This window comes from Brevibacterium sp. AGC70 (genome assembly GCF_057334195.1).
This window is the reverse complement of sequence record NZ_JBHFIH010000016.1, coordinates 20410-39354: the sequence shown is the minus strand read 5'-3', so window position 1 is coordinate 39354 and position 18945 is coordinate 20410. Positions and strand designations below refer to the sequence as shown.

The following is an 18945-nucleotide window of genomic DNA, read 5'->3' as shown; positions in this document are numbered from 1 at the left end:
CCGTCTTCGGCTCAGAGCCCGGAGACGAACGCGAGGAGCTTCTCGTCGCTGTGAGGAGAGCCGACGATCTGCACCGACTCGGGTCTCGCCGGCCTTGTCGACGCTGTTTCATCTCCTCCCACGACCGCCCCGATCGGCAACGTCACTGCCGGCCACCCGAGAACGTTGAACGGCAGCGAGTAGCGCATGAAAGTCGCGGCCGAGTCCGGTCCGAGTTCATCCCACGCGATCACATCACCGCCCATGGCTGGTGTGATGATGAAGTCAACGTCGTCGAAGAACGATTCGGCGGAGGCACGCAGCTCTTCGAGCGCGACAACGTTGGACTGGTATTCAGCCTCGGTGATGTCCTGACCCGACAGGATCTTCGCCCAGACACTCGGCTGGTAGTGCTCTCCCTGGTGATCCAGGAACTGCTTGTGCAGAACATAGGCTTCATAGCGACGCACAATGTCGTATAAGTCGATTCCTTGCCCGACGAGCTCCGGCAAGAAGTCAGAATTCTCTGAGGTGGCTGAGGCGATCGTTGAATCACCGAGGTGCTGTTGGACCCAAGTCTGTATTTCTGCTGACGACTCGTCGGTGGGATTGAGCAGGCTCAGATCGACGATCGGCGCCTGCGCTGGTGAGGATGCTGTTGGGGCTTGGCTCGGCCCGTTCCCGGATATCACTGCGAATGCGGCGGTGAGCAGCGGCAGATCGCGTGCGAACAAACCCACCGTGTCGAAGGACGGCGACAGAGGGAACACTCCCTCGACCGGGACCATGCCGAAGGTCGGCTTGAACCCGATGACGCCCTGGCAAGCGGCCGGCACTCTCACGGAACCCGCAGTATCCGTTCCCAGAGCCAGCGGCACCACCCCGGCAGCGACAAGGGCTGCAGACCCCGAGCTCGACCCACCCGTGCACAGCGTGGGGTCGATCGGATTGATGACTCGACCGAAGGCGCTTTCATCGCCGAGGATTCCGTATGAAAACTCCTGGCAGTTCGTCTTGACCACCGGCAGCGCACCCGCCTTTTCGAGGAGGCTCACGACGGGGGCACTCGTGCTGGGGTCCGGTCCGCTGCTGACGTTCGATCCCATTGTTGTAGGGAATCCAGCTACATCGATGACGTCCTTGACGGCAAAGGGAACACCTTCGAGAAGACGTTTCGGCTCACCTGCAACAGCACGCTCCGCAGACTTCCGCTCAAGGGTACGTGCGTGATCGCTCATCACCGAGGTGACCGCATTGAATTCTCGGCCGATTCCTTCGATGTCAGCCAGTGTCTGTTCGAGGCTCTGCATTGACCCCTGCTCCCCTAGTTTTCCGTTGGTTTCGCCCACGGTCCTCATCGTGCCAGAAGGCTGAGCTCCATATCGGTAGACATGCCACCACTCACCCCGGCGCAAGCCCCGTCCACGGCACCAACTGCTCGACCACGGCCGCGACATCGAAGGCGGCGCGGTCGTCGAAAGGATGGGCGATGACCTGCAGACCTGTCGGGATCCCGCAGTCAGCCATGCCGCTGGGCACGTTGACAATCGGCACCCGGTTGCAGATGTTGAACGGCATCGTCATGTGCGCCTGCCAATAATGCTCGAGCCGCACTCCCTCCCCGCCAACACTCCCGGCGCCGACGTCGGTGCCGTGAACACTCCCGGAGGTCTCACGCCCGACACCCGACGAGTCGAGAGTGATCCCGTCCAAGTAGCTCGAATCGGCCTCTAGACCTGCCACCGCCGAGGTGGGAGCCAGGAGGACATCGAATCCCTCCATTGCGGTCGCGAGTTCCGCCTGAATCTGTGCCTCGGCGGCCAGCCCTTCGTAGAACGTATGACGGCTGGCGACCGCCTCGGCGTCGGCCATGAACTGCAGCGTGTAGTCGGCGAGAGTATCCTCATGCCCGCGGGTCGAGGTCCGCATCGCAGGCGCGAGGAGATGGCCGAAGTGAGTGAACGCGGTTTCGAAGATCCGCTCCGCCGTCCACGGCAACTCGATCTCCTCGACGATTGCACCCGCAGCTTCCAGCGCCGAGGCGACGCCACGGGTATTGGCAATGATGTCCTGACCGACGGGGAAGTCGCCCAACCGCAGGCACAGTGCGATCCGTTTACCCTTCAAGCCGTCGACCACCTCAGCGGAAGAGGCGTCGAAGCCGTCGAGAAATCCAGACGATTCGATCGTTGCGTGATCGCTGGGATCGACACCGACCATCACACGGGCCAACAGGGCGGTGTCGGCGACGGTGCGCGCCATCGGCCCGTCCCCGCGGTACCAGTCCGCGGCCAATGGCTGCAGGCCGGGGATCCGGCCGTAGGGTGCCTTGAACCCGACTGTGCCGGTGAATGCGGCGGGCAGCCTCGTCGAGCCGGCGATGTCCGATGCCGTCGCCAGGGGACCGAAGCCCGCCGCCAGGGCGGCACCGGAGCCGCCCGAGGACCCTCCGGGTGAGAGTTCGGTGTTCCACGGGTTGCGCGTCACGCCCCACATCGGCGAATGGGTGATGGTCGCACAGCTGAGTTCCGGCGATGTCGCCCTGGCATGCACGAATCCCCCGGCCACACGGATGCGGCTGATGACCGCGGCATCGGCCCCGGCCACCGTGTCTCGTTCGTGTATGAGGCCCTGGGTGAGTGCGCGCCCGGAGATCGCGTGCTTTTCCTTGGCGATCACAGGCAAGCCGAGCAGGGGCTGGGAATCGGCCGCTTCGGCAAGGAAATCAGGTGTCGCTGATGCGTAGAACGCCTCGGCTTCCCGCGCCGAGGTGACCGCCTCCTCCACGACCTCCGTGACCGCATTGATGCGATCGTCGGCGGTGGTGATGCGTCCGATCTGCGCACTGAGGTACTCGACCGGCGAGAGCTCCTTCGACCGGAAGTTCGCGAGCGCTTCGGTTGCCGACAGTGCCCACGTTTCGCTGCCGCTCATGCCCGGGCCTCGGCGACGGACTGACCGACCCACACATCGCCTTCGCGTTCCTCACTGAGTTCACCGTTGACCAGCTCGGTGGCGACCGAAGTCAGTACCCCGAGGCCGCGGATCATGTCCTCGTCGGTGGTGAACTCGCGTTCGCAGTGGGAGACGCCGTCGACACTGGGCACGAACATCATCACGGCGGGTACCCGGTGGTTCATGGCCACGGAATCGTGACCGGCCATGGTCTCGAGGCGTCGGATCGACAGCCCCTCATTGGCCACGGCCTTCTCGGCCAGCTCGACACCCGTCTCCGGAAAGTAGAGCTTGCCCCGGACATCGAAATCCTCAACCTTGATGGTGATGTCGTGTTCCAAGGCGATGTTCGCGATCTGCTGGTGCAGGGAGTCCCGGGCAGCTTTGACGATGTCCGGGTCGGAGGAACGGAGGTCGGCGACCATGTGCACGCGGCGAGGTACGACGATGGGTGAGTTGGGTTCGACGACATGCTGGCCGACCGAGGACACGAGCGCCTCGTCGGCGAACTCGTTGACCACGTCGGCGACGGCGAGGACGATCTTGGAACCCGCGACGAGCGCATCGTGGCGATCGGCCATGGCGGTGGCGCCGGTGTGGGACTGTTCGCCGAGGACGTCGATGTCGAGCTTCTGTGTGTACCAGCTGGATTCGACGACGCCGATGTCTGTGGCCTCGCGCTCCAAGATGCGGCCCTGTTCGATGTGGATCTCCGCGTAGGAGATCGCCTCGGGCGGGGTGTCGGTGCCGTCGTAGCCGATGGCGGCGAGCGCCTCGGCGACGGAAGTCCCCTGGAGATCTTCCACTGCCAGCATCTCGTCGAGGTCGAAGAGTCCGGCATAGACGGAACTGCCCATGATGGACGGGGCGAAACGTCCGCCCTCCTCGTTGAACCAATTGACGACAGCGATGTTGAACCGAGGCTTCTGCCCGGACTCGGCGACGTTCTCCTTGACCCGCAGAGCTGCGAAGAGGGCCGCGATGACTCCATAGGCACCGTCGAAGCGCCCGCCCAGGGGCTGGGAGTCCAGGTGTGAGCCGATGAGGACGTATGGGGCTTCGGGGACAAGTTCGAGGCAGGCGAACATGTTGCCGATCGCATCCACGCGAACTTCGAAGCCGTTGCCTTCTGCCCAGCCCCGCATCCAGTCACGCGTCTGCTTGTCCTCGACCGTCAGCGCCTGCCGGTCGACGCCGTCGTTGTCGGTTGCGCCGATCGCGGCGACCTGATGGAAGTCGATGAGGAAGGTGGCATCGCTGGAGGCGACCGCGGTCGAGGCGACGGTGCTCGACGAGGCTGGGGAGGGGGTGGTCATGGTGCGTCTCTTTCTGTTGCTGGGCTGCTGTTGAAGTGAAGGTCGGTGAGAGCCGGCCCAACGAAGTGGCCTGTCGATCAGCCCAACCGACCCCGGGTCTCCGGGAGGCGGGTGATGAAGATGAGGACGAGGACGATCACGGCGCAGATGGTCATGTAGTAACCGGGAGCGGTGTTGACTCCGGTGATGTCGACGAGCCAGGTGCCGACGAACGGAGCGGTTCCGCCGAGGATGGCGTAGGAGACGTTGTAGCTGATCGCTGCCGAGGTGAACCGGGTCTTCGTGGAGAAGCGTTCGCAGAAGAAGGTGTAGCAGCCTCCGCCGTAGCAGCACAGGGAGATGACGAAGATCGTCTGCCCGAGGAACGCCAGGCCCATGTTTCCACTGGTCACCAACCCGAAGGCGGGAACAGAGGTGACAGCCAGAAGGATGGAGCCGGCGATGAGCATCGGCTTGCGCCCGACCCTGTCGCCGATGGCTCCGGCGATGGGCAGGAAGATCGTATAGCTTGCCATGGCGATGGCGTTGGTCAGCAGCGACTGCTCCCGGGTGAGGTCTCCGGTGGTCTGGATGTAGGTGACGAAGTAGGCGGAGAGCATGTAGAAGCCCAAGGCGGTCAATCCCAGAACGAAGAAGACCTGGAGCATTCCCACCGAGTTCTCGCGGAAGGAGTCGCGGATGGGGCTGAACTCCTTCGGCCGCTCGGCCGCGGTCTTCTTGAAGAGTTCGGACTCATCGGTGCGCGAGCGGATCCAGAGACCGACAGCTGAGAGCGGCAGAGCCAGGAGGAAGGGGATGCGCCAGCCCCAGGAGTCGAAGGATGCATCGCTCATCACCGTCGAAAGCAGCAGGATGAGGCCGCCGGCGAAGACCGAGGGCAGTGCGGTGGCGGCCAGGGTGATGTTGATCCACAGGCCGCGCTTGCCCACCGGTGCGTGTTCGTAGACGAAGGAGGGTCCACCGACCGATTCGCCGCCGGCGGAGAAGCCCTGGCCCAGGCGGGCGAGGATGAGCAGGATGGGTGCGAACCAGCCGATCTGGTCGAAGCCGGGCAGTACGCCGATGAGGGCGGTGCAGATCCCGACGAGGAAGATCGTGATGGTCAAGGTCCTGCGCCTGCCGACCTTGTCACCGAGGGCACCGAAGAACAGTCCGCCCAGGGGACGCATGACGAAGGCGACGCCGAAGGTGGCGAAGATGACGAGCAGCCCAGTGACCTTGTCGCCGTCGGGGAAGAAGTACTCGGAGAGGATGACGGCCGAGAGCCCGTAGAGCGTGAAGTCGTAGAACTCGACGAATTGGCCGATGCTGCCGCCGACGAGCACCTTCTTCTGCATGCTCGTGGTCTTGCCGGTGTGTTTCGGTTGTGTCTCCGGCGTCGCAGGTGTCGCGGACATGGAAGCTCCCTTGCCTAGTCCTCAGGTGTGGGAACCATTGTTGCCTGCCCCGAGAAATCAGTCCAACAGATACTAGTTAGACCAGGCATCAGTTCAATCTATGAGCCTGAGGCTGCGGATCCCAGGATGTCGCGGGTCAGTTCGTTGAAGGCACGTGCGCGCTTACTCAGACGCACGTCCTTGGGCCACACCATGGACAGGTCGATGCTCGGGAAATCGTCGAGCAGCGGTACGTCGACCGTCATGGACCCGATGTACGTTCCAGAGGACACGCTCTGGCTCAGCAGCGAGTACCCGTGACCCATCGCGACGAACGACCGGACCGTCTCGTAGCCTGCGAAGCTGTGTCGCACCCTCGGCACGATGCCGGCGATGCGGAAGAGCTCATCGTAGTACTGCCGGGAGAACGGCAGATCGAGCTGTACGTAGTCTTCGTCGGCGAGTTCACGCAGGTGGATCGGACGCGGTCCCTCCGCTCCCCCAGCGAGGCGGTGGTCGAGAGAGACGAGTGCGTGCGGTTCGACGACGTCGATGAGGAACGAATCGAATCGGTCCGTCAGTCCCAGCGTATAGGTCAGCGCGATGTCGCAGACTCCGGCGATGACCGCTGTCTGCAGTTCATGGAGGTCGGCCTCGAAGTAATTGACTCTCACGTCGGGGTAGCGTTTTTCGAACTCCGCGTGGATGAGCGGCAGTCGGGTCGGGGCGATGGGTGAGAAGACCCCGACCGTGAGGTTTCCGCTCAGCGACTGGGCCAGTCCGTGCGCGGTCTCCCCCAGCGCGTCGGAGGATTCGAGGAATGGATTGACTTCGAAGAGGAAGCGTCGGCCTGCAGGCGAGAGGACCACGGAGCGGTTCTTCTGCCGGATGAACAGGTCGATGCCCAGGGTCCTCTCGAGCTGAGCCATGGCTGTCGAGATCGCCGACTGAGTGACGTTGAGATGTTTGGCCGCCTCTGTCATGTTCTCGCGGCGGGCAACCTCTTGGAAGTACCGGAGTTGGACGAGAGTGAAGTCGAGGGCCATGGTTCACATCTTCCCATGGGCAAGCTGTGGAGGTCGCTCAGCTGTCGGTCTGAGGGGGTTGGAAATAGACTGACCTCGTGCTTGCCTTTTCAGCGGTCAATGACCTGCCCACGCTGCCCCATGATGTTCTGGCCTCCATCCCGAGTCCGAGTGTCTCCAGCTTCTCGCTGGGCCCTCTGACGATCCACTTCTATGCGCTGTGCATCCTTGCCGGAATCGTCATCGCCATCGTGCTGACCAATCACCGTCTGACCAAGCGCGGAGTCGAGGAATGGCAGGTCCTCGACATTGCGACTCTGGCCGTCCCGATGGCCATCATCGGGGCCAGGATCTATCACGTCATCACGCACTACACGGACTACTTCGGCCCTGGTCGCAATCCGTGGAACCCCTTTGAGCCGGGCTCCGTGTGGGCGATCTGGGAGGGCGGGATCGCAATCTTCGGGTCGCTGATCGGCGGTACCCTGGGGGCGCTGATCATGTGCCGCCGACTCAACATCAAGCTGACGGCACTCCTCGACGCCATCGCTCCGGGGCTCATCCTCGCCCAGGCCTGCGGACGCTTCGGCAACTGGTTCAATCAGGAGCTCTTCGGTCAGCCTACGACTCTGCCCTGGGGTCTGGAGATCGACCCGAACAATCCGGCCTTCCCGCCCGGAATGCCCGTCGACACACTCTTCCACCCGACGTTCCTCTACGAAGTCATCTGGAACAGCCTCGGCGCCCTTGTCCTGCTGTGGCTGGGACGCCACCTGTTCTTCCAGTGGGGGCGCCTCTTCGGCATGTACCTCATCTGGTACGGCGCCGGCCGCATCGTGTGGGAATCCATCCGCCTCGACCCCAGCTTCGTCGTCCTGGGTCTGCGCACCAATGTGTGGGCGGCAATCGGCGCAGTGGCCCTGGGTGTCCTCATCATCGGCATCCAACGAATGCGGCATCCCGAGCCCGAGGAGTCTCCGTTCATCAAGGACCGGGAGCCACAGACGACCGCCTCAGACTGACCGACCCCCGGTGTCGTCGGACCCGACGCCGCCTGCCCAGAACCTGCACCCAGCGTGACGATACGGCCAAGTAACATGGGATGTATGCACTTCACCCGTATGCTCTTGCACCTGCTCAGATCTCGTCGCCGTCCCACGCAGGGAATATGGGATGACTATTCCCTGCCTCTGCGAGTTCTCCCCACCGAGATCGACATCTTCATGCACGTCAACAACGGCATGTACTTCTCAATCATGGATTTGGGTCGCCTTGACATGATGGTTCGCAGCGGAGTCTGGACCTCCATTCGGAACAAGGGGTGGAGCGGCGTCGTCAGTGCCGAGACCATCAGCTTCCGCAAGTCCCTCAAACTCGGCCAACGCTATAGCGTTGAAACGAGGATCAGCGGAATCGATGACCGCGCCGTGTATTTCGAGCACCGCATCGTCGTCGCTGGAGAGATCTACGCTCGTGCCTTCGTCGCTACGCTGGTGACCTCGAAGAACGGCACAGTCACCCGCGATGAACTCGTCGACGTATTCGGGTCACCGCCTCCTGGCATGGATCTGCCCGACTGGCTCCACGAATGGCGCCTCCACAACTCGCTGCCAAGCCCCCGGCGACCGGCAGCGCACCGATGGGCGTAGCCGGAACCCGCGGACTGATCAGCCCATCAGAGACGAGCGATTGACCAACCGATCCTGCCGGAGTCGCTGCTTCAGGCGACCAAGGGCCCGCCGGTCTTCCAATACCCGAGGAAGGAGATGCGCTCCTTCGCGATTCCCAGGTCCTTCGTCAGATAGCGCCTGATTCGCGTGACAGCACCAGACTCTCCGGCGATCCAGATATACAGGTTCTCGCCCAGATCTTCAGGGGCGCGGCGTCCTCCCCATTCGCGGGTCAATGTTTCGAGCCCAGAACCGGGGCCCGCGATCGGCTCGCGCACCAGCGACCTGGCACCAGCGGGCAACAGGGTCCCGTCGAGCGGGTTCGCTGCTTCAGCGAGGATCTCGACCTTCGCACCTTCGCCGAGGCTGCGGTGGATGTTCGCGATCGCAGGGAAGGCCGTTTCATCGCCGATGAGCAGCAGCTCGTCCGCCGTTCCCGGATCCCAGTGGAACCCGTACCCGGTGAAGCCATTGCGCACGTCGGGGCCGTTGATGACGACACGATCCCCCACCTCGACGTCTTGAGCCCACTGCGATGCCGGCCCCGCGGGGTGATGGATGAAGACGTCGACGTCGACTTCACGCGCTTCGGGTCGAACCCCCGACGGAGTGTAGGTCCGCAGCACATTGCGCTCGTGCGCCGGCAGCTGTCTCCAGCGCGCATACCAGTGCGATGGGTGCGGTGTCGGATCCGTGAGCAGTCCGAAATCAGCGATGCTTCCGTCCGGCAGGGGAAAGACCAACTTGATCCTCTGGTCGAGGCCCCACGGAGCGAAGCAGTCAAGAGTCTCGCCCGTGAACGTCACGCGAATGAAGTTCGGTGCGATCTGAGCGATCGCGGACACCGTGACCGGAAACGCCGTGTAGGCCCACGGTCGGGGCGACTCCACATTCATGCCTGTTCGGCGAGGTAGCTCTCGATGTCATCGAGAACCTTATGAGCGCCCTTCGGCCCCACCCCGGAGACCCAGTAGCTGGTGTCGACAGGCGTCACGGAGGGAAACGCGTCCGAGTTTCCGGCAATCACCTTGGGCACAGCGGAATCGTCGCTGACATCGTCTGCGGTGACGAAGACGGCATCGGCTCTGGCGTCGACGGCGTTCTCCGGTGAGATATCGGCCTGCAGTCCGTCGGCCCAGTCCTGATCGGGAATCGAATAGCCCACGCATTCGAGCAGGCTGCCGGCGAATGAGTCCGGACCATAGAGACTCAATGTCGTCTCGTCGCGCGGCCGAATCATCTGGGCGGTCTCACCGTCGATGTCGTATTCGGCTTTGATGGATTCGCACCGCTCGTCGACCTCGGTGAGGAGTGCCTCAGTCTCGTCTTTGCGGTCAAGGGCATCCCCGATCAGTAGCGCGTTGTCCTTCCACGAGTCGGCGTGGTTGGCGATGAAGACCGTCGGAGCAATCGCATCAAGCTCGTCGTAGAGCTTCGAATGCCGTGATTCGGTGCCGAGGATGAGATCCGGCTCCAGCGCCGCAATGGCCTCAAGGTCGGGTTCGGGCACCGTTCCGACGGATTTGACGCCGTCGACGCCGAGGTAGTCGGGAATGCCTGCGACATTACTCGCCACAGCTGCACCCAACGGTGTCACACCGAGCGCGACCGCGGTGTCGAGCTCGAGGGGTTCCAGTGTCACGACCTTGTCGGTCTTCGCAATGATTTCGGCAGTTCCACGCGCGTGCTCGACCGAGTGCGTACTTGCCCCTTCATTCGTCTCCTCCGCACGGCTGCCGCTGTCACATGCGGTCAGGAGGGCGAGGAGACTGATTGCGACACCGATTGCAGCTGGTCGGAGTCGGACTGCGGTTGGGTTCATGGTCAACTTCCGTCACGATGAGCGGTCGCACAGTTAGCGCGACCCGGCCATAGGTAAGGCTACCCTGACCATGAACCAGGGGCCAGCCCTCATCACACCATCGCTCACTTCGAGTTCGTCGACCGATGCTGACCCGATCAGCCCTCGGCGATCCACTCCTTGAGCAGACCAAGGCCCTCATTGATCTCGTCGACTCCGATGCCGGAGTAGGCCAGACGGATGTAATGCCGGTCCTCCCCGCCCTGTCTCCTGCCGAAGTGCTCGCGGGTGCAGAACGAGACTCCGGCGCTGTGCAGCGCCTCGGTGGAGAAATCGGCGAGGGTGGCAATCCCCTTGGCTTCCATCGCTTCGGTGACATCGGGGAAGACGTAGAATGTCGACCCGGGAGTAGCCACGCTCATTCCCGGGATCGAGTTGATGATCGAGCATGTGGCATCACGGCGTTTGCGCAGCACCTCGAGCATCCGCCCGACGGAGTCCTGCGGCCCCTGGAGCGCGGCGATGCCCGCCCACTGGACGTATTGGGTGGTGCAGGATTCGTCGTTGGTGTTCATCGTGGAAATCGCCCCAGCGACCTCCGGTGGTGCGACGGCACAGCCTAGCCGAGATCCCGTCATCGCGAACTTCTTGCTGAATGTGTAGAGGATGACGGTGCGCTCGCGCATACCGTCGAGTGATGCGATGGACGTCGAACGGCCCTTGTAGCGCATCTCGAAATAGGCCTCGTCGGACAGAACCCAGAGGTCGAATTCCTGCGCGATCGCGGCGATCGCCTCACGTTCGGCATCGGTGGACTCGGCCGAGATCGGGTTCTGCAGGTCGTTGTAGATGATGGCCACTGTCTTGTCATCGATGGAGGCCCGCAGATGGTCGAGGTCGATGGCGAACCCGTCGTCAGTGGGCACATACCTGTAGGGAAGCGCGGTTCCACCGAGGTACTCGATCTGGGATTCATAGATCGGGAACCCCGGGTTGGGGTAGAGCACGCCCTCGCCCGGATCCATGACCGCCTGGAGGAACTTCGTGATCACCGGCTTGCCACCGGTGGTGACGATCACCTCGGCGGGGTCGATGCTCATGCCTCGCCGGGATCCGATGTCTGCTGCCAGCGCCGCACGCAGCTCCGGAATTCCGGGGCCTGGGCAGTACCCGGTCTTCCCGTCTTTGATGGCCTGATCCATGGCCTCGACGATGTGCCCGGCCATGGGGAAATTGAGGTCGCCGAGGTGGAAGGGATAGACCTGGTTGCCCTGGGCCTTCCAATCGGCGGCGGCCTGGGCGACCCGGAACGCGGTCTCGGTGCCCAGGTTGTCCAGGCGTTGAGCAGTCTTCATTGTCGGCTCCTTTATGCAGATCACTGACGGACCGGTTGTCCCGGGCCCTGAGCCCGTCTCCCGTCGCTTCCCTCACGATAGAGCACACAGGTGCCGACTGTCAGCGATGATCAACGTCGGATCACGGCCAGTGGGCTGCGGCCTCCGTCGAGTCGAACGCGTGGGGGCGGCACCGAACTGGATTGTGACGCTAAACTGCTCGCCCGCATCTCAGACTCACCCTCAGACTTCGTTTGGCCCGAAGCCCTCTCCTGGCGCGATGAACAGCTTCCGCAGGGGTGCCTCGTCGACGTACCAGTGGGTTCTCATCCCATCCGCGAGCCGAACCAATATGCCCGGTGAGAGTTCGATCGGCGGATGCTCTGGCTCATCGAACTCGATTCGGCCGGTGCCGCTGATGACGAGGAAGACTTCGTCGCCCTCGACGTCGCGCATGGCGCCGGCGCTCATCTCCCACAGTCCGTAGTCGGCTCCAGCAATCGTGCCGAGTTCGGCGAAGGCCGTGGTTGCGTCGGCGGTCGCCGTGGCCGGGCCGGTGAGCGAGGCGCCTGAGCCTGGCACGGCAGGCTCGCCGTCCGTCGCCGAGGCAGTCGCATCCACCCGCTGCCAGTCCTCGATGGGCTCGTGGTCAAGTGCAAAATCCTGCGTGCGAATCGGCTCCATTGCGCTCATGAAATCAGTGTATCCAGCACGACTGCCGTGCGCGCGACGGCACCCATAGAATCAGAACTGGTCGTCACGGATTCCATATGGCAATACGCCACCCCGCAACCATTTACTTAGCTCCAGCGGTGGGATAGAACTGATTCCATGTCCTACCTCAACGGCGAGGCCTCCCATTGGCTGACCCAGTCACCGCCCGAGACCACCTCCCCCTCCCCGCTGCCTACAGACAAGCAGGATCTCGTCATCGTCGGCGGCGGCATGACCGGCCTCTGGTCCGCCTACTACGCGAGGCAGGCCCACCCCGATTGGCAGATCACCATCGTCGAGGCCAAGCACGTCGGCTACGGGGCGTCGGGTCGCAACGGCGGCTGGCTCTCGACACTCCTGCCCGGCAACAGGGCCAAATACGCCGAGGCGGTCGACCGGGCCCGCACCACAGATCCCACCGGTCCGGTCGGCTCGGCAGGACTGACTGGAGTCGAATCCGTGAGGTCCTTCCAGTCCGCGCTCTTCGACTCGATCGACGAGGTGCTCGAAGTCCTGGAACGGGAGAACATCGACGCCCATCAGGTCCGCGGCGGTCACATCGATATCGCCCAATCCGAGGCCGGAATGTCCAGGCTGCGCGAACTCTTCGACGGCGACGAACAGTACGGGTACGGGCCGGAGGACATGCAGTTCCTCGATGCCGAGGCGACCAAGGCACACATCAACGTCGACAACGCTCGCGGCAGTGTCTTCTTCCCGGGCACCGCGCGCATCGATCCGGCCCTGCTCACACGTGGACTGGCCGACGTCCTCCGGAAGCAGGGAGTCACGATCTGTGAGGACACCTCGGCAGGTCACGTTGGAAAGGGCGTTGTCGCCACCGATCGGGGGCCTGTCACCGGGGACACGATCTTCGTCTGCCTCGAAGGATACTCGGACACCATCACCGGCGACCTGCCCGGGCTGGAAGGTCGGCAGGTCATCCCCGTGTTCTCGTCGATGATTGCGACCAACCCACTGTCGGCTGAAGCGTGGGAGAAGATCGGCTGGGACGGCCGCGAATGTCTCGGCGACACCGCGCACACCTTCATCTACGCTCAGCGTACTGACGATGACCGGATCGCTCTGGGCGGTCGCGGTGCACCCTACGAGTTCGGATCCGGTCTGCCGGGTGACGGCCAAGTCCCCGCCGAAGTCGTCGATCTTCTGAGTGCGCGCCTGTCCTCGCTCTTCCCTGACCTTGAGTTCGAGGTTGCCCATGCGTGGCGCGGCGCCCTGGGCGTGACTCGGGACTGGTGCGCCGGCATCTTCTTCGATACCGACCAGCGCATCGGTGTAGCCCGCGGCTACGCCGGACATGGGGTCACGGCCACGCATCTGGCGGCGAAGACCCTGCTCGACCGGGCCTCGGGATCCGCCACGCCGCTGACCGCACTGCCCTGGAACGACCACTATTCCGGTCAGTGGGAGCCCGAGCCGATCCGCTGGCTGGGCATCCGCTCGATGTACAAGATCTTCAACATCTCCGACGAATGGGAACGCATCACCGGCGCGAAGAAGACGAGCCTGCTCGCCCAGTTCGGCTCTCGTCTGGCCGGCTTGCACGAATAGAGACCGACCCGTCGACCACACACGAAAGTAGGCCCCTATGACCCGCACGTACCGGCGCATCTCACCGGTGGCCGAGAATTACCCGGCCTCGAGTATCCGCAAAATGTTCAACCTCGCGCTCGACTTCCCTGAGGCGGTGAAGCTGACCGTCGGGGAACCCGACTTCAACACCCCGGAGCACATCAAGGCCGCCGGCATTCGTGCCATCGAGAACAACAACACCCGCTATGTCGCCAATGCCGGCATCCCCGAATTACGCAACGCAATCGCCCGCAAGTATTCCGGCCGCTGGGATCGCGGCATCGGGCCGGAGAACGTCATGGTCTCCTTCGGTGCCATGGAGGCGCTGACCTTCGCCCTCGACATCACCGTCTCCCCGGGCGAAGAAGTGATCATTCCCGATCCCAGCTTCCCGAACTATATGGGACAGGTCCACCGCCTCGGCGGGGTCGCCGTGTCGGTTCCGGTGCAAGAGAACAACGACTTCAAACTCCGGGCCGCAGATGTCGAAGCTGCCATCAGCGACAAGACCGCGGCGGTGATCATCAACAGCCCCTCGAACCCACTGGGTTCGGTCATGGACCGTACCGAGCTCGAGCGCATCGCCGAGCTCGCCGACAACCATGGCTTCACCGTCATCTCCGACGAGGTCTACGACGAGATGGTCTTCGACGACGCCGAGTTCACCTCCATCGCCGAGGTGCGCCCTGACTTCGACCGGTACCTCGCCATCGGCAGCTTTTCGAAGACCTATGCGATGACCGGCTGGCGCTGCGGATTCGTCATCGGCGGCGAGGACCTCATCGCGCCGATGTCTCTGCTTCAGGAGGGGCTGACATCGAGCCTGCCGGGATTCGTCCAGGAGGCCGCAGTCGCTGCCATCGAAGGACCGCAGACCGAGGTCGCCATGATGGTCAAGTCCTATGCCGAACGGCGCGAGATCCTCATTGATCGCATCAACGCCATCGACGGGCTGCACGTCATCCGACCCGAAGCCACCTTCTATGCCTTCGTCAACATCACGGAGTGGGGCCTGAGTTCCTGGGAACTCGCGATCGCGCTGCTTGGGAAACACAACCTCGCCACGATTCCCGGATCGGCCTTCGGACCTGCAGGCGAAGGCTACCTGCGCCTGACCTTCGCAGTTTCGTCGGACACGATCAACGACGCGTGCGACCGGCTGGAGACGTTTGCGGCGACGCGATAGCTTCCCGCGGACGTCCTCGCCAGCACCATGGAATTCCTCCCCAGCGTGCGATTCAGCGGCGTGCAGGGACCTCCTCCTCCGAACGCGCGTCACTGCCGTGAGGCTTGGTCAGCAGGCTGACCACAATGAGGACGGCGATAGCTGCAGGCAGCGCGGGGATGACGGAATTGATCTCCTCGGATCTGCCACTGACCTCCCAGAGAACGGTCACGACGCCACCTGCGACCATGGACGACAATGCGCCGGCTGCCGTGACTCGCTTCCAGAACAGGGCGGCCAGAACCGTCGGGGTGATCGCGGCGCCGTACATCGTATAGGCGTACATCTGAAGAGCGAGCACAGATTCGAAGAACTGAACCATGATGAAGCCCAAGATCGCGATTGCAAGCACAGAGGCCCTGCCAACCAGGACCCCCTTCTTGGAGTTACCTCGTTCCTTGTCTTTGATGAATACGAGATCGTAGACGACATTTCCGGAGCAAGTCAGGAGGTAGGACGACCCGGTGGTGATGATGAGCGCAAGTGCGGCCACGAGGAGTACGGCACCGATGCCCGCGGGCGTGAACTCGCCCTCCGCGAGAGCGAGGACCGCCATGTCCGGATTGATCTCGGGCATGAGAATGGATGAGCCCGAGGCAAGCAGAATGATAGGCGCGACGATCAGCGCAGCTCCGACGAAGAACAGGATCGTCGCGTTGCGGGCAACTTTGGGAGAGCGGGCGGATGCGAGGCGTTGGTGCATGTTCTGATCTCCGAGAATGAGGAGAAACAGGGGCAGGAAATAGCCCAGGATCTGCCATGGTGTGAGTACACCAGTGAAGGACTTGAACGCAGGGTCAAGCCGTTCGACGTAACTGCCGAAACCGCCGAGGTCGTTGAGGAACACCCAGACGAGGGCTCCAAGCAGGGAGATCACAATGAGAACGGCGGAGAGGAAATCGGTCCAGGCTACAGACTTCAGTCCGCCTGACAGCGACAGGAACGTGATGAGCACCGTGGCGACGATCGTCGCTTGGGTAGTGCTCAGCGGCGTGATGAGAGTGAGGATATAGCCGGCTCCGGTGAACTGGTACGCGGTGATGCCGATAAACGCCACGAGGACGACAATGGTCCCCACAACGCGAACCGGTCGGCCGAACTTGGATTCGAACAGTTCCGGGACAGTGCGGAACCCGTTCCTCCGGACCTTGGGAGCGATGAAGTACAGGACGATGATCCCGCAGAAGGTGCCGCCGAAGAACAGCATCCCCGCCAGCGGACCATTGCTGAAGATGAAGTTCGCGCCGCCGATGATCGAACCGGAGCCGACGAAGGTCGCCAACAGGGTCCCGGCGAGCACCCAGGTGGGCAGCGATTTGCCCGCCAGGACGAAGTCCTCGCCGTCCTTCATGGCCGAAGCGCGACCGAACCACGCAGCGATGGCGATCATGATCGCCACGTAGGCGATGAGGACGATGACGAATGTGAGATTCATAGGTTTCCCTTGTGTCGTGGAGCACAGATGCGCTGACCACGATTCTCAACGATGAGCACAGGTGAATGCAACATGTTTTGCAAACGTCTCATTCTTCGGCAATCGCCGAGGTGGCTCCCCAGAGGTCGTCGATGCGTCCGAGCATGCTCTGGGTCCGCTCCTCGTCATGCCGAGCAAGACACCCCAGTAGGTACTGGACGGCACTGGTCGCACACACGAGCGATGAGATCAGCTCGGAGGACTCGGCGGGCACGAGGACGTACTCGTCGGCAATGTCGGTCAACGCAGTCTGACGATCGGCGATGACGAGGACCTTGGCTCCCTGCTCGCGCGCAGCCTCGGCCAACTGCACCACGGCGCGGGAGGACTTCCACAGCGTGATTGCGAGGAAGCAGTCACGCGAAGTGAGGAGATTGACCTCGTTGACCATCGACGTCACGGAGCCCGAATGAAGACGTACCCGAAATCCGAGCATCTGAGCCACATGCGACAGTTGCATTCCAGGGGCCGCGTAGGATCCCGTCGCGAACACACCCGTGGATTCGGAGGCGATGATGTGCTCGCTCATTCTGTTCAAAGAGTTCTCGTCGAGACCATCGCGCATGCGTTCGAGCAGTTCGATGTCCTTGTCGATCGTGGTCGCCAACAGCCCCTGACTTCGATTGTGCAGATACAAGCTGCGTGAGCTCAGCGACGCCAGATAGCGAGTGCGGATTTCGGCTGAGAAGGCCGGCCAGCCGGAGTATCCGAGAGACTGAGCGGCCCGAACGACAGTTGCGACGTTCACCTGCGCCATATCGGCAAGAGCTTGGGCAGAGCAGTATGCGGCCTCATCCGGGTCCGTCTTGATCACACCCAGTATCGTCTTCGTCGCACGTGTCAGCCGTGCAGCCGATCGAAGAGTGTCGATCCACTCGGAGAAGCTGCTCACAGTTCGGACCTCCATTGCAAAAAATGTTGCATTTCATCTACTCTGGGCCCATCATCCTAATCGGATCCAATGAAGGAGACACGGAATGCATCTCGGTCAGGGCATCAGCACGATCACCAACGCTCGGGTCCTCGACGTGGATACGGCCACGATATCCGAGCCGACGACAGTGACCATCAATGGCGAGCAGATTGTCGAGGTCGGCGGAAGCCGCCCACTTTCGGAGTCAGACTGCTTCGATGCCGAAGGCAGAATCGTCTCCCCAGGTCTGATCGACGCTCACGTCCATGTCTTGGCTGCCACCGCGAACCTCGGCAACCTGGGCGATCAGTCGCCCTACTACCTCGGCGCTCAAGCCGCACGTCTGATGGGAGACATGCTCGGTCGCGGTTTCACCACCGTGCGTGATGCCGGAGGCGCAGACTTCGGCATTGCAGCGGCAGCGCGCGAGAATCTCTTCCCTGCGCCGCGGCTGTTCTTCGGCGGCAAGGCGCTGTCGCAGACCGGAGGACACGCAGATATGCGCGGACCCGGAACCCATGTCATGGACAAGCACCTGTGCTGTCCGAATATCGGCATTGTCTGCGATGGAGCTGACGCGGTGCGAAAAGCCGCCCGGGAGAATCTGCGCACCGGCGCGGATCACGTCAAGATTATGCTCTCAGGCGGAGTGGCCTCCCCCACCGACCGCGTCGATTCGACTCAGTTCTCAGACGATGAGATCCGAGCGGCAGTCGAGGAAGCAGAAGCGGCGAATCGGTATGTACTCGGACACGCCTACACTGCGAAGTCGGTCAATCGCGGCCTTGAACTCGGCGTTCGCTCCATCGAACACGGCAACCTCATCGATCGCCGGAGCGTCGAACTCCTTCTCGAGAAGAACGCTTTCCTCGTCCCCACCCTCGTGACATACGAGCGTCTGAAGCAGGATGGCGCTTCATTCGGCCTGCCGGAAGCTAGCCAGAATAAGGTCGACGACGTCCTCTACGCCGGCCTGGATGCCCTGAAGCTGGCAGCTGAACACAATGTGAAGATCGCCTACGGCTCTGATCTGCTGGGCGGAATGCACCCACATCAGGGCCAGGAATTTGCCATTCGCGCCAAAGTTCAGACCTCCCACCAAGTCCTGCGCTCGGCCACGACCACAGCCGCCGAACTGCTCAGACAGGAAGGTAACCTCGGTGTGGTAGCGGCAGGGGCCTCCGCTGACCTGCTGGTCCTCGACGCCAATCCGCTGGACGACGTTTCAGTGCTGGGCGACGCAGACAGCTCAATTCACTCCGTCATCAAGGGAGGACGCCTCCTCGAGTGAGGTTCCGTCCGCTGTGCGGTTCCCGTGGGACCGCACAGCAAGTCGCCTCCACCATGGCGCAAAGGTCCGTGATGGTACGCCGCACGCAACGGAGCGGAGCGGAGCGTCGATGAAGTCAATGTCGACTTCGCACGCCACCGAGGAGGACACCGCCGGATGATAGGCCGCCTCGGTGAAGCCCAACTTCGGATTTCGCAGCGGCCGCAATCCAGCGAGCGCGACCACAAGGGCCAGCCAACATAAGGCTCGCGCCAATGCACCTCGCTTTCCTTCGCCCCA

General features: G+C 62.8%; 16 protein-coding genes. 5 read left to right on the top strand and 11 right to left on the bottom strand.

Going from position 1 to position 18945, the window contains the following annotated elements:
- Positions 1-11 precede the first annotated feature (11 nt).
- From ACE03M_RS14105 to ACE03M_RS14085, 5 genes are all read right to left on the bottom strand, one after another.
- On the bottom strand, positions 12-1289 hold the full coding sequence (locus ACE03M_RS14105; protein WP_485934615.1) for an amidase: 1278 nt from the start codon (positions 1287-1289) through the stop codon (positions 12-14).
- 91 nt (positions 1290-1380) lie between these two features.
- On the bottom strand, positions 1381-2913 hold the full coding sequence (locus ACE03M_RS14100; protein WP_485934614.1) for an amidase: 1533 nt from the start codon (positions 2911-2913) through the stop codon (positions 1381-1383).
- Entirely contained in the window at positions 2910-4250 is a 1341-nt protein-coding gene (locus ACE03M_RS14095) for a M20 family metallo-hydrolase (protein WP_143922994.1), read from the bottom strand. The genes ACE03M_RS14100 and ACE03M_RS14095 overlap by 4 nt, the downstream gene beginning before the upstream one ends.
- Positions 4251-4327: 77 nt before the next feature.
- A complete protein-coding gene (locus tag ACE03M_RS14090) occupies positions 4328-5647 on the bottom strand; it encodes an MFS transporter (protein ID WP_485934612.1) in 1320 nt (439 codons plus the stop codon).
- A 98-nt stretch (positions 5648-5745) separates the two neighbouring features.
- The gene (locus ACE03M_RS14085) at positions 5746-6672 is read right to left on the bottom strand and encodes a LysR family transcriptional regulator (RefSeq protein ID WP_485934611.1); all 927 of its coding nucleotides are present in this window, start codon (positions 6670-6672) and stop codon (positions 5746-5748) included.
- Between the two features lie 77 nt (positions 6673-6749).
- Here ACE03M_RS14085 and lgt point away from each other — a divergent pair, with 77 nt between their 5' ends.
- Positions 6750-7673, top strand: coding sequence for a prolipoprotein diacylglyceryl transferase (gene lgt / locus ACE03M_RS14080; RefSeq protein WP_485934609.1), 924 nt, complete (start codon positions 6750-6752; stop codon positions 7671-7673).
- A gap of 84 nt (positions 7674-7757) precedes the next feature.
- Positions 7758-8300, top strand: coding sequence for an acyl-CoA thioesterase (locus ACE03M_RS14075; protein ID WP_485934608.1), 543 nt, complete (start codon positions 7758-7760; stop codon positions 8298-8300).
- Between the two features lie 71 nt (positions 8301-8371).
- Here ACE03M_RS14075 and ACE03M_RS14070 read toward each other — a convergent pair whose 3' ends face one another.
- The 4 genes from ACE03M_RS14070 to ACE03M_RS14055 form a co-directional block, all read right to left on the bottom strand.
- Positions 8372-9217 (bottom strand): siderophore-interacting protein, encoded by an 846-nt coding sequence (locus tag ACE03M_RS14070; protein ID WP_485934607.1) that lies wholly within the window; start codon positions 9215-9217, stop codon positions 8372-8374.
- A complete protein-coding gene (locus tag ACE03M_RS14065) occupies positions 9214-10143 on the bottom strand; it encodes an ABC transporter substrate-binding protein (protein WP_485934606.1) in 930 nt (309 codons plus the stop codon). The genes ACE03M_RS14070 and ACE03M_RS14065 overlap by 4 nt, the downstream gene beginning before the upstream one ends.
- Positions 10144-10280: 137 nt before the next feature.
- Positions 10281-11477: a pyridoxal phosphate-dependent aminotransferase gene (locus tag ACE03M_RS14060; RefSeq protein WP_485934604.1), complete on the bottom strand. Its 1197-nt coding sequence runs from the start codon at positions 11475-11477 to the stop codon at positions 10281-10283.
- A gap of 222 nt (positions 11478-11699) precedes the next feature.
- Positions 11700-12149, bottom strand: a complete 450-nt coding sequence (locus ACE03M_RS14055) for a cupin domain-containing protein (protein WP_485934602.1) — start codon at positions 12147-12149, stop codon at positions 11700-11702.
- Positions 12150-12287: 138 nt separating this feature from the next.
- On the opposite strand from ACE03M_RS14055, the gene ACE03M_RS14050 reads away from it, so the two are divergent.
- Together ACE03M_RS14050 and ACE03M_RS14045 are read left to right on the top strand one after the other, a co-directional pair.
- Entirely contained in the window at positions 12288-13742 is a 1455-nt protein-coding gene (locus tag ACE03M_RS14050) for an NAD(P)/FAD-dependent oxidoreductase (protein ID WP_485934600.1), read from the top strand.
- A 37-nt stretch (positions 13743-13779) separates the two neighbouring features.
- Complete coding sequence (locus ACE03M_RS14045; RefSeq protein WP_485934598.1) at positions 13780-14949, top strand: pyridoxal phosphate-dependent aminotransferase; 1170 nt, start codon at positions 13780-13782, stop codon at positions 14947-14949.
- 52 nt (positions 14950-15001) lie between these two features.
- On the opposite strand, the gene ACE03M_RS14040 is transcribed toward ACE03M_RS14045, so the two are convergent.
- Together ACE03M_RS14040 and ACE03M_RS14035 are read right to left on the bottom strand one after the other, a co-directional pair.
- Positions 15002-16423, bottom strand: a complete 1422-nt coding sequence (locus tag ACE03M_RS14040; RefSeq protein WP_485934597.1) for a sodium:solute symporter family protein — start codon at positions 16421-16423, stop codon at positions 15002-15004.
- 88 nt (positions 16424-16511) lie between these two features.
- Positions 16512-17354 (bottom strand): MurR/RpiR family transcriptional regulator, encoded by an 843-nt coding sequence (locus ACE03M_RS14035; RefSeq protein WP_485934596.1) that lies wholly within the window; start codon positions 17352-17354, stop codon positions 16512-16514.
- 85 nt (positions 17355-17439) lie between these two features.
- On the opposite strand from ACE03M_RS14035, the gene ACE03M_RS14030 reads away from it, so the two are divergent.
- Positions 17440-18666, top strand: coding sequence for a metal-dependent hydrolase family protein (locus ACE03M_RS14030; RefSeq protein ID WP_485934595.1), 1227 nt, complete (start codon positions 17440-17442; stop codon positions 18664-18666).
- The last annotated feature ends 279 nt before the right edge of the window (positions 18667-18945 follow it).

Excerpts from the sequence above, each read along its gene's own strand:
- ACE03M_RS14095 (WP_143922994.1), bottom strand. The coding sequence starts at position 4,250 with ATGACCACCCCCTCCCCAGCCTCGTCGAGCACCGTCGCCTCGACCGCG.
- ACE03M_RS14060 (WP_485934604.1), bottom strand. The coding sequence starts at position 11,477 with ATGAAGACTGCTCAACGCCTGGACAACCTGGGCACCGAGACCGCGTTC.
- ACE03M_RS14070 (WP_485934607.1), bottom strand. The coding sequence starts at position 9,217 with ATGAATGTGGAGTCGCCCCGACCGTGGGCCTACACGGCGTTTCCGGTC.
- ACE03M_RS14105 (WP_485934615.1), bottom strand. The coding sequence starts at position 1,289 with ATGCAGAGCCTCGAACAGACACTGGCTGACATCGAAGGAATCGGCCGA.
- ACE03M_RS14065 (WP_485934606.1), bottom strand. The coding sequence starts at position 10,143 with ATGAACCCAACCGCAGTCCGACTCCGACCAGCTGCAATCGGTGTCGCA.
- ACE03M_RS14030 (WP_485934595.1), top strand. The coding sequence starts at position 17,440 with ATGCATCTCGGTCAGGGCATCAGCACGATCACCAACGCTCGGGTCCTC.
- ACE03M_RS14040 (WP_485934597.1), bottom strand. The coding sequence starts at position 16,423 with ATGAATCTCACATTCGTCATCGTCCTCATCGCCTACGTGGCGATCATG.
- ACE03M_RS14090 (WP_485934612.1), bottom strand. The coding sequence starts at position 5,647 with ATGTCCGCGACACCTGCGACGCCGGAGACACAACCGAAACACACCGGC.
- ACE03M_RS14100 (WP_485934614.1), bottom strand. The coding sequence starts at position 2,913 with ATGAGCGGCAGCGAAACGTGGGCACTGTCGGCAACCGAAGCGCTCGCG.
- ACE03M_RS14045 (WP_485934598.1), top strand. The coding sequence starts at position 13,780 with ATGACCCGCACGTACCGGCGCATCTCACCGGTGGCCGAGAATTACCCG.
- ACE03M_RS14085 (WP_485934611.1), bottom strand. The coding sequence starts at position 6,672 with ATGGCCCTCGACTTCACTCTCGTCCAACTCCGGTACTTCCAAGAGGTT.
- ACE03M_RS14050 (WP_485934600.1), top strand. The coding sequence starts at position 12,288 with ATGTCCTACCTCAACGGCGAGGCCTCCCATTGGCTGACCCAGTCACCG.
- ACE03M_RS14055 (WP_485934602.1), bottom strand. The coding sequence starts at position 12,149 with ATGAGCGCAATGGAGCCGATTCGCACGCAGGATTTTGCACTTGACCAC.
- ACE03M_RS14075 (WP_485934608.1), top strand. The coding sequence starts at position 7,758 with ATGCACTTCACCCGTATGCTCTTGCACCTGCTCAGATCTCGTCGCCGT.